Here is a 15,821-nt window from a genome sequence, read left to right as displayed (position 1 = left end):
ATGATACGCGTTTTTTTTGTTACATTTGTCGAATTGCGCACTTGCTGGAGCGGGTTGCCTTGAAACAAGGCCACGCTTCCTGTGTTACAATTCAGTGACAAAACAACCGGGGTATCAGGCGGTGAGACGGCCGGCGATTACGCTACGATGGTCCACACCCGCCCCCAGCGCCGCGAACTGCTCGCGATCCGTCCCGGTCAGGAACACCTCGAAGGCCTGATCGCTTAGATAACCCAGCAAGCCCTCCCGCCGCCGGGAGTCAAGATGAACAAGAGGTTCATCAAGCAGGATAAACGGGGCTCGGCCTGTCCGAGATGCTGTCAAACCGGCATGGTTAAGAATGACATGAACCAGCATGGCCTTTTGCTGACCACTGCTGGACAGGGCTGCAGATCGACCACTGGCCGCATCCTGAAGGCCAAAATCGGTCCTGTGCGCGCCGACACTCGTGGTACTGCGCTGCGCATCCTCGCCGCGCGCTGCAGCCAGTTTCCCCCGCAGGCCATCCTCAACCAGAAGCGCCGGCCTGCGATGCAGTTCAGCCGCAATCTCGCACTCCAGCGCCACCCGCGCGACGGGAAACCCCGTATCATCTGTAAGCGCAGTCGCGTTCATCGCATCGACAAGAGCCATGCGCGATGCGGTCAGCGCCACCGCATGGCGCGCGATGCTGTCCTCGAGGGCATCGAGCCAGCTTTTCTGATCCGGACGAGTCGCGAGAAGCCGGTTGCGTTGGGTTACGGCACGCTCATGCGCTGCGCTTTCGCGCGCATGATTGGGATCGAGGGCCAGTACAAGGCGGTCGAAGAACCGTCGTCTCCCGGAAGCCGGGTCGCTGAACAGGCGGTCCATCTGTGGGGTCAACCATGTGACTGCGCAGTAGGGCGCAATCTGCCCCTGATTGCGGATCACCTCGTTATTAAGGCGGAAAACACGTCTGACAGGGTTGGCCGGGTCGGTACCGGTGGCGAGGTCCATGCCCTCACCCGCCACATCATTCAGGCGGGCCACAACGCCCCATGGGCCACCATCCTGGCGCTGAATCTGGGCGTTGGAAGCTGCCCTCAATCCACGCCCTGGGGCAAGAAGCGAGAGCGCCTCAAGCAGATTGGTCTTGCCCGCCCCGTTCTCACCCGTGAGCACAACGAGGCGGCTTTGCGGCGTCCAGACCAGACGCTCGTAATTGCGAAAATTCGTGAGAACGAGCCTATTGATACGCAAGAAGGCGGCCCGCTCCCGAATCAGACGCGCATGGGCATCAGCACGTAAAGCGCTGTCGGCAGGTTGGTGTCGCGCACGAGGGTCGGTGCCGCACTATCGGCAAAGGCAAACTCGGCCTCGACATCAATCTGGTCCGTGATGTCATTGAGATAACGCGCCTGGAAGCCGATCTCCAGTGTTGGGCCATCATAGGAAACGCTTGTCTCGTCCAGCTCTTCCTTGGCCATGCCCTGATCCGGACTGATGGCGGAAAGGGTGAGCAGGTTGGTCTGCACGGCAAGCTTGACCGGGCGCGAGCGCTCCTGACTAATCGCCGCGACACGGGCCACAGCGTCTGCAAAGGCCTGCTTGTTCACCTTCAGGAAACGGTCATTGTTTTTGGGAATGACGCGCTCGTATTCCGGGAACGTTCCGTCAATCAGCTTCGAGGTCAGCATCACAGCGCCAACGCGGAACTGGATGCGGGTATCGGACAGGCTGACCTGCACCGTGCCAGCGCCCTCATCGAGAAGCTTGCGAAGTTCGGCCACGGTCTTGCGCGGAATAATGACGCCCGGCATATCGGCTGCCCCGGCAGGCAGATCGGTCTCGACGCGGGCCAGACGATGGCCATCCGTTGCGACAGCACGCAGCTTGCTCGTCTCGCCATCCTTCGCGACATGGAAATAGATGCCGTTGAGGTAGTAGCGCGTTTCTTCGGTCGAGATAGCGAAGCGGGTACGATCAACCAGCCCACGTAGCACCGCAGCCGGGATGGAAAATTCGCAAGGCAGATCGCCGGCGACCATTGAGGGAAAATCCTCAACGGGAAGCACATTCAGGCTGGTAGCATAACGTCCGGCGCGCAGCGCCAGCGGGGCATCACCGCCACCGTGATCAAGTTCGACCACCGAGCCGTCCGGCAGCTTGCGCACGATCTCGTAAAGGACACTGGCCGGGGCGGTCACTGCACCGTCACGGGCGCCTTCGGCAGCCACTTCCTCGACGACCGCAATTTCCATGTCGGTAGCGGTCAGACGCAGAAGATTGCCCTCGATGGAGAGCATGACATTGGCCAGGATGGGGATCGTGTTGCGCTTTTCCGCAACGCTCTGGATATGGGCAAGGGCACGGATCAGCGTTGTGCGGTCAGCCTGGAATTTCATATGATCGTAGACCCTCGAACACCCGAAAAACAAAAAAACAGTCTAGCAGAGCCGCTTGCCGCGGCAAAGATCAGCCCTCGAGCATACGACGCAGCAATTCCACGTCTTCTGCAAAGGCAACATCACGCTCCATCAGTTCCTGCACGCGCGAGACAGCATGCATGACCGTGGTATGGTCACGGTTGCCGAATTTACGGCCGATTTCCGGCAGGGAGCGGCTGGTAAGCTGCTTGGCAAGGAACATGGCGACCTGACGCGGTCTCGCCACGGCGCGTGCACGACGGGCCGACGACATATCGGTCAGGCGGATATTCCAGTGCTCCGACACCTTGCGCTGGATCTCCTCAATGGTCACACGACGATCATGCGCCTTGAGGATGTCATGAAGCACGTCCTGCGTGCTTTCCAGCGTGACAGGGCGGCCAAAAAGATTGGCGTGGGCGATCAGGCGATTGAGGGCCCCCTCAAGCTCGCGCACATTCGAGGTGATCTTGTGGGCCAGAAATTCGAGCACCTTGGCAGGGACGGCAACTCCGGAGGCAAGCGCTTTTGCTTCCAGAATGGAAATACGCAGCTCGAACGTCGTCGCGTGAATATCCGCCACCATGCCGCAACCAAGACGGGTACGCAGGCGATCCTCAAGCCCCGAAAGGTCGGAGGGCGACTTATCGGCACTGACCACAATCTGACGGCCTGCATCAACCAGGGCATTGAACGTGTGGAAGAACTCTTCCTGCGTATTGTCCTTGCCGATCAGGAACTGCAAATCGTCGATCATGAGCACATCGACCGAGCGCAGCTGCTCCTTGAATTCCATCGTCGATTGCGAGCGAATGGCCGCAATGAAGCGGTACATGAATTTCTCGGCCGACATATAGGCGACTGAGACACGCCCACCGCTCGTCAGCTCTGAACCAATGGCGTGCATCAGGTGCGTCTTGCCCAGACCGACACCGCCATAGAGAAAAAGCGGGTTGAAACCGGGGCTGGATGGCTTTTCAGCCACTCGGCGGGCGCAGGCATAGGCAAACTCGTTGGGCTTGCCCACAACGAAGCTGTCGAAGGTGAAGCGCGGATCGAGTGGCGCTGCCAGATCGTGTCGCGCGTCCTGCACAGTGACAGCCGGAGCCGCAGGGGCCTCGATCTCGACCACTGGGGCCGCAGCCTCGACGGCAACCGGCGTTGCAAGCCCATCGCCAACGCGCTGGACCTGCAGCTCGACGTGGTGAACGGCGCGGTTCTCGTTGCGCCATAACTCCTGCAGGCGGTCGCCATACTGGCCACGCACCCAGTCACGCAGAAAGCGCGTTGGCAGAAAGAGAGTTATTTCATCCTCTTCCAGCGGGCCGAGCACAATCTGCTGCAACCAGGTACGGTACTCGACGTCACCGACCTCGACACGCAGTCTTTCGCGCACCTTGACCCATTGGGAGGCAAGGACAGGATCGGTTCCGCTGGTGCAGGAAACCGTTTCCGTCACTGCAGGAAGATCCGTATGAGACCCTTCGTCTGCCATCACTCCCCCGAGTTGTAACAAAAGACACGACAGGAGCCATCACGTGCAATGAGGCATGACCTTCCTGATCCCCGGCTAAAGGGCGGACAGAATAGGGCAAACAGCGCGCGACAGGCAAGCTTAACCGGATGTCATAAAGCGGGACGACCGGCGAAAAAAAAGAACGGATATGGTCGCGTGACCACACCCGTTCTTCCTGTAGGCTCAGACCGGGGAGTGCCTCAGAAGAGGCACCACCCTGTTATCTGATCAGGCCGAAGCCAGAGCCTTGATGCGAGCCGAAAGGCGCGACAGCTTGCGGCTGACGGTGTTGGCGGCGAGAACGCCCTTGCCAACAGCGCGCTGCATTTCCGGCTGGGCAGCACGCAGAGCGTCGTTTGCTGCAGCCTTGTCACCCGAAAGGATGGCGCTCTCGACCTTCTTGACGAAGGTACGGACGCGGGACATGCGGGAAACGTTACGCTCACGGCGACGCTCGTTCTGACGGATGCGCTTGCGCGCAGAGGCGGTGTTAGCCATTTCTACTCTTCAGCCCTGTTCTGTTCGGCTTGTTAGGTCGTCTTGCAACGACAATAAAGCATACCGGCCAATCATCTCCAAAAGAGACGCAGAGCCAGCGGAGGGCTCGCCTTTAGTCCAGTTTCACGCTTCCAGTCAAGCGTCCTCTAAAGAAAGTGGCAGCTGACGCCGCGGACAGTAGAAGCTTGACCGTCCTGCCTGCACCAGACGACGGATTCCCCCGCACGCCGGAAAGCCCGGACATTCGGGACAAGGCTCCCCTTCGCGGCCATAAACCTGATGCAGATCCTGAAACGCCCCTTTTTTCCCATCGGCATCCACATAATCACGCAGCGTCGACCCCCCCGCGCTGATTGCCTCGCGCAGCACGGCGGGGGTGATCTCTGCGATACGGGCAATCTGCGTTTCATCCAGAGACGAGGCCAGACGCTCAGGGTGAATTCCGGCGCGGAAGAGGATCTCACACACATATATATTGCCGAGCCCGGCGACGACATGCTGGTCGAGCAAGGCTGTCTTGATGGGCGCGCGCTTGCGATGAAGCTTTTCATGGAGATAGGCAGCATCAAAGCCAGATTGAAGCGGATCAGCGCCAAGCTGTCGCAGTAAGGGATGCTCCCGCTCCCGCCCTGCATCGGCCAGCAAAAAGCAACCGAAACGCCGTGGGTCGACAAGGCCGATATGTGTCCCATTATCGAGCCTGAGCGTGACATGCTCATGGCGCAGGGGCTGATAGGGCTTACCCTTCGCTGATCCGGGCGTGATTCTTATCCGCCCGCTCATACCAAGGTGTATCAATATGGTCGGGCCACGCATGAGGGCAATCAGCATGTATTTGCCCAGGCGCGTTGCATCACGGATCTTCTTGCCATCCGCCCGGATCGAAAGATCATCGGGCACCGGCCAGCGCAGATCGTGACGCACCTCGGTGCTGATGATACGGCGACCGGCAAGCGCCGATCTTAATCCATTCAGGATGGTTTCAACTTCTGGTAGCTCTGGCATCTTGGGTGCCGACACTATATCCAGAGAGACATGACCGACAACGCATCATTTCCCCCTCCCGAATCAGCGCACGCCGACAGGGACGAAACCACCGATTTCGGCTACCGCTCTGTCCCGCGGGCTGAAAAGAAACCTCTGGTGCGCGCCGTGTTCGACAGCGTGGCGGGTCGCTATGACGTCATGAACGATGTGATGTCGCTTGGTATCCACCGCGTGTGGAAGCGCATTTTCATCAACACGCTCGCACCGCGCCGCGACCTGAAGCTGCTCGATCTGGCCGGAGGCACCGGCGATATCAGCTTTGGCTGGCTGCGCAGCAATGGCGGCCCTGTCCTGCTGACAGACATCAACGCCTCGATGCTCGAGGTCGGCCGGTCACGCGCTGCCAGCAAGGGATATCTGACAGATATCGAGTTCTCGGTTGTCGATGCCGAGGCCATTCCCCTGCCCGATCGCAGCGTCGATCGCGTTTCCATTGCTTTCGGGCTGCGAAACTGCACCGACAAGGATGCTGTCCTGCGCGAGGCCCGCCGCGTCCTGCGTCCGGGTGGCAAGTTCTGCTGCCTCGAATTTTCCCATGTGCAGGTGGCGGCTCTGGCCCCAATCTATGATGCCTGGTCGTTTGGCGTTCTGCCCAAGATGGGCCAGATCATCGCCAAGGACTCCGAGAGCTATCAGTATCTGGCGGAAAGCATCCGCACCTTCCCCGAGCAGGAGGTGCTTGCCGAGATGATGCGCAATGCGGGCCTTGAAAAGGTCAGCTACCAGAATCTCTCTGGCGGTATCGCAGCCATCCATTCCGGCTGGAAGCTCTAATTTTCCATGCGCGCCCGGGTCATCCTGATCATTGGCGGTGGTATTGCTGCCTATAAATCACTGGAACTGATCCGGCTGCTGCGCCGGAGCGACATCGCGGTCGAATGCGTATTGACGCAATCGGCCACGCATTTCGTAACGCCGCTCGCTGTGCAGGCTCTCTCGGGGGCACCGGTGCATACCGAGCTGCTTTCCCTGGCCGAGGACAGCCAGATGGATCACATCGCGCTATCCCGCAGCGCCGATCTGATTGTCGTCTGTCCTGCAACTGCCAATATGCTGGCCCGCATGGCGAACGGTCTGGCAGATGATCTCGCCACGACACTATTGCTTGCCACCGATACCCCGGTGCTGGTCGCTCCGGCGATGAATGTCCGCATGTGGCAACATCCGGCGACGCAGCACAATCTGGCCACCTTGGGTCAGCATGGTTGCCTCTTTGTCGGGCCGGATGACGGCGAGATGGCCTGTGGCGAGTTTGGTCCTGGTCGCCTGAGCACGCCGGAGACCATTCATGCGGCGATCGAGGCCGCTTTGTTTCCTCTTACGCTGCTCGCCGGCCGTCATGTGCTCGTCACGGCGGGGCCAACCCATGAGCCGATTGATCCCGTTCGGTTCATCGCCAATCACTCATCGGGCAAGCAGGGCTACGCCGTGGCAGAGGCCTGCGCGCGGCTTGGTGCGCGGGTCACGCTCGTCAGTGGGCCGACAAACCTGCCCTGCCCGGCCTCTGTGACGCGCATCGACGTGCAGACAGCACGCGAAATGCTGGCGGCCTGCGAAGCGGCCCTGCCAGCCGATGTCGCAATCTGCGCGGCTGCGGTGGGCGACTGGCGCATGGAAGACATCGCCACGCAAAAGCGCAAGAAAATACCCGGCCAGCCCCAGACACTCGCCCTCGTCGAAAACCCGGACATACTGGCGACACTCTCGGCGACCAGACCGGAACGCCCGGAACTTATTATTGGCTTCGCTGCCGAAACAGAACACCTTGAACACAATGCCATCAGCAAACGGGCGCGCAAGAACTGCGACTGGCTGCTGGCCAATGATGTTGGTGCGGATCACCGCATTTTCGGAGGGGATCGCAACAGGATCCTGTTTCTGTCCGATGCTGCGCCCGATTACTGGCCCGAAATGAGCAAGGGCGATGTCGCAGCGAAACTCGCCGCTCTGATCGCCGACCATTTTTCCTCTGCCTCAAGGTAAGGTTTCATGTCTCCGCTTCCCGTTGAACTCGTCAGGCTTCCTCATGCCGAGGGGCTCGACCTCCCCCATTATGCCAGCAGCGGGGCTGCGGGCATGGATCTGCTGGCCGCCATCGAATCGGATATGATTATCCGCGCCGGGGAACGCGCCCTCGTGCCGACAGGTCTCAAAATCGGCCTGCCCGCTGGCTATGAGCTGCAGATACGCCCGCGATCAGGTCTTGCGCTCAAACATGGCATTACCCTGCCCAACACACCCGGTACGATCGACGAGGATTATCGTGGCGAGATCGGGGTGATCATCCTGAACACTGGCCGCGAGGATTTCGTCGTGACACGTGGCATGCGCATTGCCCAGGCTGTTCTCGCTCCCGTCATTCGTTTGACATGGGTCGAGGTTTCCGAGTTGGATGAGACGGCACGTGGCACCGGGGGTTTTGGCAGCACAGGTATCCTGCGCGCACCCTGACATCACCAATACGCCTCTGACGCGAGGAAGGAGAGCATGTCGCCATTTCAGGCGCGACGCGGCACACGCGGGCCGGATCGTAAGGCAGGACTGACAGCATCGCTTGTCGGTATCCTCGTCGTGGTGGCGGCGCTGGCCCTCATCTCGCGCCTGGTTCCCGCGCAGCTGGCGGCCTTCCAGCATCACAGCATGACAACGCCCCATTTCCGCTCTCTGGCCGGACTCGGGGTATTACTGGGCGATCTGGGTCATACGACGCTGCGGATGATAGCGGCCACCGTAGTCGGCGCCCTGCTGGGTGCCTGCCTGGCCCTTGCCGCAGCAAAGACACCGCCTGTGCGCGGTGCAGTGCTTACCGCGCTGGGCGGTATGCATATGGTTCCGCTTCTCTGCCTCCTTCCCTTTCTGCATCTTCTCGGCTTCGAGGTTTCCGCTATCGGGATCACCGCGCTTTGCCTTGCTGCCCCCATTGCCAGTGCAGCCCTAGGCGCCTGGAGCACCATTCCCCGCGCCCTCGATGAAGCGGCCAGGGGGCTTGGTCTGACAAGCTGGCAACGTCTCTGGCGGCTCGAAGCCCCTTATGCCATCCCGGATTGTGTGACGGCCCTTGCCCGCACCATGCCGCTGGCCTGGTCGCTTCTGATGGCTGCCGAAATGCTGCCGGTAAACGGCACATTGCCGACACGCCCCGGGCTTGGAACCCACGCGGCGCAGGCCGCGGCTCTGGGGTCGTTCTGGGAGTGCCTGCTGGCGGCCGGGCTTATCGGTGTTCTTGCCTTCCTCTACGATAGCTGCCTTGTCTTTCCCTGGCAGATCTGGGCGGATCGTTATCGCCTGCGCCCGGTTTTTGAGCATGTTGCCGATCCCTGGATGCTCAAACTCTGGCGCCGTACCCGCCTGCTCAAGATCGCGGGGGAGCATATGCGGCGCTGTCTTGCATGGCTGGGCGATATGCCGATCGGCCGTCGTGGCTTCCGCCCTTCTGGCGCGACAAATCCGGCCTCACCGCTGATCGGACTCTCTTCGCTCGCTTTTGCCCTGCTGATCGTGATGGGCTTTTTCTACCGCCATCATGCGCTTGGGCTGCATGATCTCGTTGTCGTGGCCGAGCAGAGCCTTGTCTCGGCCCTGCGTATGACGCTCGCCCTCCTCCTTGCTCTTGCGCTGTGGCTACCGCTGGGTGTCTGGCTCGGCCTGACGGCACGGCGCGCCGAGATCGCGCGCGTGGTGACGCGTTTTCTGGCGCTCTATCCAAAAAATATCCTGTTCCCGCTGCTGTGCCTCGGCCTGACATTGCTTGGGTTATCACGCTTCGTCTGGCCGCTTGTTCTGTGCTTCTTCTTTATCCAGTGGCTCCTGCTGGCCCAGATCCTGCGCGGTATGAGAAGCTTTCCGGTGGATCTGCTGCAAGCCGCCCAGAACATGCAGATTCGCGGCTGGCTATGGTGGCGCAAGATCATTCTGCCCGGCATCGCCCCCATCCTGCTTGAGGCCGTCAGCGCAGCCTCGATGACGGGTTGGACCATTCTGATCCTTGCCGAACGTTCGTCATGGGCGTTGCACGGCGAAGATGGCGGCGGCATTGGGGCTTATGTGGCCAGAGCCATCGAGAATGGGGATCTGCCACGCGTCGTGCTCGGGGCGGCTGTCATCACCCTGTGCATTGCGCTTGGCGAATTCATGGTCTGGCATCCCATCCGCCTGCAGATCCGCCGCCGTATCCCGTCATCCCTGAGCCCGCCCGTCAAATGAGCATGGAGCCCGTCATGCAGGAAAGCCTGCTCTCGATCCGCAATTGCCTGCAGGTTTATCAGAAGGATAGCAGCACAGACCTTCCCGTGCTTGAGGATGTCAGCTTTGACCTCCATGCGGGTGAAATCGTCGGGCTCGTCGGGCGTTCAGGCTCGGGAAAATCCACGCTTTTGCGTATTGCCTCAGGACTGATCCCGCCCAGCGCTGGAGAAATTCTCTGGAAAAACCAGAAGCTGACCGGGCCGACACCCGACATCGCCATGGTCTTTCAGTCCTTTGCGCTGTTTCCCTGGCTCACGGTTCAGCAGAATATCGCGCTTGGGCTCGAAGCCAAGCGTCTGCCGCGTCTTGAATGTGAACAGCGCTGCGATGACATGATCGATCTCATCGGCCTCAATGGCTATGAGAACGCGTTGCCCAAGGAGCTTTCCGGGGCTATGCAGCAGCGCGTGGGGCTGGCCAGGGCTCTGGTCATGCAGCCAGACCTGCTGCTGATGGATGAGCCTTTTGCTTCGCTCGACATGCTCACCGCAGAAAACTTACGGACGGACCTGATCGAGCTCTGGTCGGAGAAAAGACTGCCGACACGCGCCATGATGCTCGTGACCCATAACGTGGAAGAAGCCGTGTTGATGTGTGACCGCATCCTGCTTTTTTCATCCAACCCGGGGCGAGTCTCGCATGAGCTGACGGTACCGTTTCCCCATCCGCGCAACCGTGACGACGCCGCATTCCGGCACTTCGTCGATCATATCTATACCCTCATGACACGCAGGGCGCCCCTCATCTCGGAAGCCAGTCTTGAAAGTGGCACCGCTGCGCCCCCCCCCCATCCCATGGCACTGGTCCTTCCGCCCATCCCCATCAATGTCCTTGTCGGCCTGCTCGAATCGCTGGCAGCCGCCCCGCTCAACGGACGAGCCGATCTGCCCCACCTTGCCGAGCGCCTTCAGATGGCGCTCGATGATCTGTTTCCGCTCGGTGAGTCCCTGCAGCTTCTCGAACTGGCCGAGCTCGAGGATGGTGACATTCTCATCACCGAAGCGGGCGCCCGTTTTGTCTTGGCCGATCAGGATGAGCGTCGGGAAATCATGCGCACGGCGCTGCTTCATCATATCCCGCTCATCCGTTCGATACGCGCCGTGCTCGATGAACGCTCCGGGCATCGCACCGGGGCGGATCGCTTCCGGGAAGAGCTGGAAACCACCATGTCGCCGGGCTACGCCGAGCAAACGCTCATGACGGCGACCAACTGGGCACGCTACACCGAGTTGTTTGATTTTGACGAGGAAGCCGATCAGTTCATGCTCGATCGGGAGGCCACCGGGTACTGAACGACCACCATCAGGTTGGTTCCGGCGACACCCGGCGCCGTGATGATTTACCGCTTGAGGCCCGCAGTACGAGGCGCCAGCCCGGCTCGCCATAATACGCGAGCCGGTTGAGTCAGATGACCCTGATCAGGCCTTCAGGCGATCGCGATACATCTTCCGGGCTTTTGCAACCTTCGGGGCAACCACAGCACTGCAATAAGCTGTCTCGGGATTGCGCGCGAAGTAGTCGTGATGCTTTTCCTCGGCTTCCCAGAACACGGCTGGGCCGGCAATTTCGGTCACGATCGAATCCGGCCAGATTCCTGAAGCCTCGATTTCCTGCGTAACGTCGCGGGCAATGGCGTCCTGTGCTTCATCCAGCGCAAAAATGACCGAGCGATACTGCGTCCCGATGTCATTGCCCTGACGGTTGAGCTGGGTTGGATCGTGGGTGGTATAAAACACGCGCAGGATGTCGCCATAGCTGATTTCCTGCGGGTCAAACACGACTTCCACCACTTCCGCATGGCCTGTCGCGCCCGAGCACACCTGCTCGTAACTCGGGTTCTCGCGTCGGCCGCCAGCATAGCCGGGCTGAGCGGACTTGACCCCGCGCAACCCGGTGAAGATCGCTTCGGTGCACCAGAAGCACCCGCCCCCGATCAGGGCTTTTTCCACAACTGCCTCGCTCATGCGCGCCTCACTGGTTTACAACTGGAAGATAGATGCTGCTGGCCTGAGCCCCACCGTGAGAGATGGTCTGCGTTGCAGTCTTGTAGTCTGCCGCCTTGGCATCGAAGATGTTCGAGACATAGGTTTGAGGGTTGCGATCGTAAAGGGGGAACCAGCTCGACTGGATCTGCACCATGATGCGATGGCCCGGCAGGAAGACATGGTTCACCGCAGGCAAGGTGAACTTGTATTCCTCAACCTTGTTCGCAGGGATCGCCTCGGGATGTGCGAAATCATGACGGTAGCGACCACGGAAGATATCCATGGAGACCGCCAGCTCGTAGCCGCCCATTTCGGGACGATCCGCCGTGACGCCGGGATAGACATCGATCACCTTCACCACCCAGTCGGCATCCGTCCCTGTTGTTGCAGCGAACAGATCCGCCGTCGGCACGCCTGATACACGCACCGGATGATCCAGAACCGGTGTCTGATAGGTCAGCACATCGGGGCGGGATTCCGCAAAACGCTGATCGCTGACCAGCCAGGGCTTCCAGCGCGCGCCATCGGCAAAGCTGTACGGCCGCGTCATGAATGGCACCGGGTGGGATGGATCGGACACATAGCTGTCGGTACCGGGCTTGGCACGCTCGAAGCTCAACCCGTTTGCCTCGCCCAGATAGAGGCGCTCACCCGTACCTGCGCAGCTCTCACCGCAATTTCCCAGCCAGCCACGCAGGTGATCCCAGCGGTTATCGCCCGTATTATAGATGATGGCGTCGTCGAAATTGACCTTGGCACTGCCGGGCTTGAGATACTGGTCAAAGAACGGACGCATCACATGGCTGCGATACCAGAGCGCCGTATCGCCGTTGAAATGCAGCGGGCCGAGCGTTGAGCCATCGTAATTTACGCCGCTATGACGCCACGGCCCCATGACGAGGATATTCGGCACCTTGGGATGGTCCTTGCGCAGCATCATCCAGCTATGGATGGCACCCCACATGTCCTCCTGGTCCCAAAGCCCCTGCTCCCAGATGGTCGGTACGGTGAGAGGGTGCTTTGCCAGAAGCTTGTCGAGCGCCTGGTCCTGCCAGAAGGCGTCATAAGCCGGATGAGCCTTGGTACGCTGCCACCACGGAAACTGGTCGAGCCCCGCCTTGGTGGCAAAGGCGCCGGCCGATCCGGCTTCGAGGAAGTTCGTGTAGTCATCGACGTTCTGGCGGGGAATACCGTCGCCCTCGCCCTTCTTCGTCATCTGCATGGTGAAGTAGTCGAAGCTACCCTGACGAAAGGCGCCGTAATGGAACCAGTCATCACCCATCCAGCCATCGACCATAGGGCTTTCCGGAGCCGCAACCTTAAGCGCCGGATGGGGGTTGAGGAGCGCCATCACCACGGTCCATCCTTCATAGGATGATCCGGTCATACCCACACGGCCATTGCTCTGCTTCACGTTCTTGATCAGCCAGTCGATCGTGTCCCATGCATCGGTGGTGTCGTCGGTCTTGCTGGGGTTGAGCGGGCCGATGGGCGGGCGCGTCATGACATAGTCGCCCTCCGACCCATATTTGCCACGCACGTCCTGAAAGACGCGAATATAGCCGCCATCGACAAAGACGCCGTCACCCTGTGGCAGCACGTTGCGCATCTCGGCAGCGCCCGAGACACGATCAGCGCGCTCGGAAGCATGATAGGGCGTGCGCGTCAGCAGGATCGGAGCTTCATGGTCCCTGGCTGCTTTCGGAATGACGATAACCGTGTGCAGCTTCACACCGTCACGCATCGGGATCATGACATCCTGCTTGATATAGTCGCGCGCCGTCTCTGGCATCTGGACATGGGCAGGAATATCCGAGCCGCGCTGCACCATATCAGGCGTGACAGGAAGACCGTTTCCTCCCTGGGCCAGGGCTTGCGAGGCCCCTAGCAGGCAGGAGGTCACAAGAAGCAGGGATCGGGTCAAATGGCCAACGCGCACGCGGTTTTTCCTCTGGTTCAATGACAAGCGGCGCGATGATTGAACAGACTTCCCCTTGCGGCAAGCGATTGGCCACGTTATTTCGCACAGGGTAATAAAAATACTCGTGCGGGCTCGTTGCTATTGCATTTCATGCGCAACACGCCCCCTCACTCCAGCTTTCCCGGATCAGTCTCATGCCTGCCTATCGTTCCCGCACCACCACCCACGGCCGCAACATGGCCGGTGCCCGCGCGCTCTGGCGTGCGACGGGCATGACGGACAAGGATTTCGGTAAGCCCATCATCGCGGTCGCCAACTCCTTTACGCAGTTCGTGCCCGGTCATGTGCATCTCAAGGATATGGGGTCGCTGGTCGGTGGGGCGATTGCTGAAGCCGGTGGCATTGCGCGCGAGTTCAACACCATCGCAGTGGATGACGGCATCGCCATGGGCCATGGGGGCATGTTGTACAGCCTGCCCTCGCGCGAACTGATCGCCGATTCAATCGAATACATGGTCAATGCCCATTGCGCCGATGCGCTGGTGTGCATCAGCAACTGCGACAAGATCACGCCGGGCATGCTCATGGCCTCGCTGCGTCTGAACATCCCTGTGGTGTTCGTCTCGGGCGGGCCTATGGAGGCCGGCAAGCTGGATGGCCCTGGTATCAACCGCAAGCTCGATCTCGTGGATTCCATGGTTGCCGCCGCCAACCCGAAAGTATCGGATGCGGAATCGGAAGCCATCGAGCGCTCTGCTTGCCCGACCTGCGGGTCGTGCTCAGGCATGTTCACCGCCAATTCCATGAACTGCCTGACCGAGGCACTCGGTCTTTCCCTGCCGGGCAATGGCAGCCTGCTGGCCACCCATGCTGATCGGCGTGAGCTCTTCCTTGAGGCCGGGCGTCTGGTCGTTTCGCTTGCCCGTCGCTGGTACGAGCAGGATGACGCAACCGCCCTGCCGCGCAGCATTGCTACCAAGGCAGCTTTCGAGAACGCCATGACACTCGATATCGCCATGGGCGGCTCGACCAATACGGTTCTGCATCTTCTGGCTGCCGCGCGAGAAGCTGGCGTGGATTTCCACATGGCCGATATCGACCGTCTGTCGCGCAAGGTGCCCAATCTGTGCAAGGTCGCGCCTGCGAAGAACGACGTGCATATGGAAGACGTCCATCGTGCAGGTGGCATCCCGGCCATTCTGGCTGAGCTTGATCGCTGTGGGCTGATAGAGACGAGCGCCCATACGGTGCACGCTCCGAGCATGAAAGACGCGCTCGCGAAATGGGATATCCTCGCGGGTGACGAACAGGCCAAAACCCGCTTCCTCGCTGCGCCAGGGGGTGTGCGCACCACGGAAGCCTTCTCGCAGTCCAGCCGTTATTACGAACTCGATACCGATCGCGAACACGGTGTGCTTCGTAACCGCGCTCATGCTTTCTCACAGGATGGCGGACTTGCGGTGCTGTATGGCAATCTTGCCGAGGCGGGCGCCATCGTGAAGACGGCGGGAGTGGTGGACAGCCTTCTCACATTCACGGGCCGCGCTCGGGTGTTCGAGAGTCAGGAGGATGCCGTTGCGGGTATTCTCGGCAATCAGATTGTGGACGGTGACGTGGTGGTAATCCGTTACGAGGGCCCCAAAGGCGGCCCCGGTATGCAGGAAATGCTGTACCCGACCAGCTATCTGAAATCGAAAGGCCTTGCCGAGACCTGTGCGCTGATCACAGATGGCCGGTTCTCGGGAGGCAGTTCGGGCCTCTCGATCGGTCATATCTCGCCGGAAGCGGCCGAGGGCGGCCTTATCGGTCTGCTTGAAGACGGCGATCAGATCGAGATTGATATCCCTAACCGAGTGCTGCGCGCACTCGTGGAGGACGCTGTCCTGGCCTCGCGTCGTGAGGCAATGGAGGCTCGCGGCGCTGAAGCCTGGCTCCCGGACCGTGTGCGCGAAGTGTCACCCGCCCTGCGCGCCTATGGTTTGCTGACCACAAGCGCCGCCAATGGTGCCGTGCGCGACATTGGTCAGATTTCACGTCGATCCTGACCGATGGCGGGAGGGGAGCCCCTCCCGCATGCGACATCTGTCCGTCTGGATGCCTCTCTCATGGCTTGCCTCTTGAAACCGTGCGTTATGTCATGGAGAATTCATGCCCGGATACATGTCATCGTGAGAAGAGGCATTTTGTACCGATACCCTGCCCGTACATTCTGATTGACATGA

13 protein-coding genes are annotated in these 15,821 nt (G+C 60.4%); 6 read left to right on the top strand and 7 right to left on the bottom strand.

All coding sequences use genetic code 11. The features are described from left to right. Positions 1 to 114: 114 nt before the first annotated feature. The 5 genes from recF to mutM form a co-directional block, all read right to left on the bottom strand. Entirely contained in the window at positions 115 to 1,221 is a 1,107-nt protein-coding gene (gene recF / locus ED655_RS06930) for a DNA replication/repair protein RecF (protein ID WP_122049511.1), read from the bottom strand. Between the two features lie 20 nt (positions 1,222 to 1,241). Next, positions 1,242 to 2,366 (bottom strand): DNA polymerase III subunit beta, encoded by a 1,125-nt coding sequence (gene dnaN, locus ED655_RS06925; RefSeq protein ID WP_023977400.1) that lies wholly within the window; start codon positions 2,364 to 2,366, stop codon positions 1,242 to 1,244. Between the two features lie 70 nt (positions 2,367 to 2,436). Continuing rightward, entirely contained in the window at positions 2,437 to 3,882 is a 1,446-nt protein-coding gene (dnaA, locus tag ED655_RS06920) for a chromosomal replication initiator protein DnaA (protein ID WP_122049510.1), read from the bottom strand. 249 nt (positions 3,883 to 4,131) lie between these two features. After that, positions 4,132 to 4,401: a 30S ribosomal protein S20 gene (gene rpsT / locus ED655_RS06915; protein WP_023977402.1), complete on the bottom strand. Its 270-nt coding sequence runs from the start codon at positions 4,399 to 4,401 to the stop codon at positions 4,132 to 4,134. A gap of 135 nt (positions 4,402 to 4,536) precedes the next feature. Next, positions 4,537 to 5,406, bottom strand: a complete 870-nt coding sequence (gene mutM, locus ED655_RS06910; protein ID WP_122049596.1) for a bifunctional DNA-formamidopyrimidine glycosylase/DNA-(apurinic or apyrimidinic site) lyase — start codon at positions 5,404 to 5,406, stop codon at positions 4,537 to 4,539. Positions 5,407 to 5,436: 30 nt separating this feature from the next. Between mutM and ED655_RS06905 the strand changes: the two genes are divergently transcribed. From ED655_RS06905 to ED655_RS06885, 5 genes are read left to right on the top strand one after another with little or no spacing between them, the layout of a single operon-like run. Then, entirely contained in the window at positions 5,437 to 6,222 is a 786-nt protein-coding gene (locus tag ED655_RS06905; RefSeq protein ID WP_122049509.1) for a class I SAM-dependent methyltransferase, read from the top strand. Between the two features lie 6 nt (positions 6,223 to 6,228). Continuing rightward, positions 6,229 to 7,431, top strand: a complete 1,203-nt coding sequence (gene coaBC, locus ED655_RS06900) for a bifunctional phosphopantothenoylcysteine decarboxylase/phosphopantothenate--cysteine ligase CoaBC (RefSeq protein WP_122049508.1) — start codon at positions 6,229 to 6,231, stop codon at positions 7,429 to 7,431. A 6-nt stretch (positions 7,432 to 7,437) separates the two neighbouring features. Continuing rightward, positions 7,438 to 7,899, top strand: a complete 462-nt coding sequence (gene dut, locus ED655_RS06895; protein ID WP_122049507.1) for a dUTP diphosphatase — start codon at positions 7,438 to 7,440, stop codon at positions 7,897 to 7,899. Between the two features lie 36 nt (positions 7,900 to 7,935). Further along, positions 7,936 to 9,651, top strand: a complete 1,716-nt coding sequence (locus tag ED655_RS06890) for an ABC transporter permease subunit (protein ID WP_122049506.1) — start codon at positions 7,936 to 7,938, stop codon at positions 9,649 to 9,651. After that, a complete protein-coding gene (locus tag ED655_RS06885; protein ID WP_408735655.1) occupies positions 9,648 to 10,985 on the top strand; it encodes an ABC transporter ATP-binding protein in 1,338 nt (445 codons plus the stop codon). The genes ED655_RS06890 and ED655_RS06885 overlap by 4 nt, the downstream gene beginning before the upstream one ends. 126 nt (positions 10,986 to 11,111) lie before the next feature. On the opposite strand, the gene msrA is transcribed toward ED655_RS06885, so the two are convergent. Both msrA and ED655_RS06875 read right to left on the bottom strand, forming a co-directional pair. Beyond that, on the bottom strand, positions 11,112 to 11,657 hold the full coding sequence (gene msrA / locus ED655_RS06880; protein ID WP_122049505.1) for a peptide-methionine (S)-S-oxide reductase MsrA: 546 nt from the start codon (positions 11,655 to 11,657) through the stop codon (positions 11,112 to 11,114). Positions 11,658 to 11,664: 7 nt separating this feature from the next. After that, the gene (locus ED655_RS06875) at positions 11,665 to 13,548 is read right to left on the bottom strand and encodes a CocE/NonD family hydrolase (RefSeq protein ID WP_240993553.1); all 1,884 of its coding nucleotides are present in this window, start codon (positions 13,546 to 13,548) and stop codon (positions 11,665 to 11,667) included. Positions 13,549 to 13,793: 245 nt separating this feature from the next. Here ED655_RS06875 and ilvD point away from each other — a divergent pair, with 245 nt between their 5' ends. Continuing rightward, positions 13,794 to 15,644, top strand: a complete 1,851-nt coding sequence (ilvD, locus tag ED655_RS06870) for a dihydroxy-acid dehydratase (RefSeq protein WP_122049504.1) — start codon at positions 13,794 to 13,796, stop codon at positions 15,642 to 15,644. The last annotated feature ends 177 nt before the right edge of the window (positions 15,645 to 15,821 follow it).

The organism is Asaia bogorensis, from assembly GCF_900465345.1.
Classification (GTDB): Bacteria; Pseudomonadota; Alphaproteobacteria; order Acetobacterales; family Acetobacteraceae; genus Asaia; species Asaia bogorensis_A.
The sequence above is the reverse complement of the archived record's forward strand: the minus strand, read 5'-3'. Positions and strand labels throughout refer to the sequence as shown.

Bases quoted from the DNA above. Each gene is read 5' to 3' on its own strand.
- ilvD (WP_122049504.1), top strand. From the start codon at position 13,794: ATGCCTGCCTATCGTTCCCGCACCACCACCCACGGCCGCAACATGGCC.
- coaBC (WP_122049508.1), top strand. From the start codon at position 6,229: ATGCGCGCCCGGGTCATCCTGATCATTGGCGGTGGTATTGCTGCCTAT.
- rpsT (WP_023977402.1), bottom strand. From the start codon at position 4,401: ATGGCTAACACCGCCTCTGCGCGCAAGCGCATCCGTCAGAACGAGCGT.
- ED655_RS06890 (WP_122049506.1), top strand. From the start codon at position 7,936: ATGTCGCCATTTCAGGCGCGACGCGGCACACGCGGGCCGGATCGTAAG.
- dut (WP_122049507.1), top strand. From the start codon at position 7,438: ATGTCTCCGCTTCCCGTTGAACTCGTCAGGCTTCCTCATGCCGAGGGG.
- ED655_RS06885 (WP_408735655.1), top strand. From the start codon at position 9,648: ATGAGCATGGAGCCCGTCATGCAGGAAAGCCTGCTCTCGATCCGCAAT.
- mutM (WP_122049596.1), bottom strand. From the start codon at position 5,406: ATGCCAGAGCTACCAGAAGTTGAAACCATCCTGAATGGATTAAGATCG.
- dnaN (WP_023977400.1), bottom strand. From the start codon at position 2,366: ATGAAATTCCAGGCTGACCGCACAACGCTGATCCGTGCCCTTGCCCAT.
- dnaA (WP_122049510.1), bottom strand. From the start codon at position 3,882: ATGGCAGACGAAGGGTCTCATACGGATCTTCCTGCAGTGACGGAAACG.
- msrA (WP_122049505.1), bottom strand. From the start codon at position 11,657: ATGAGCGAGGCAGTTGTGGAAAAAGCCCTGATCGGGGGCGGGTGCTTC.
- ED655_RS06905 (WP_122049509.1), top strand. From the start codon at position 5,437: ATGACCGACAACGCATCATTTCCCCCTCCCGAATCAGCGCACGCCGAC.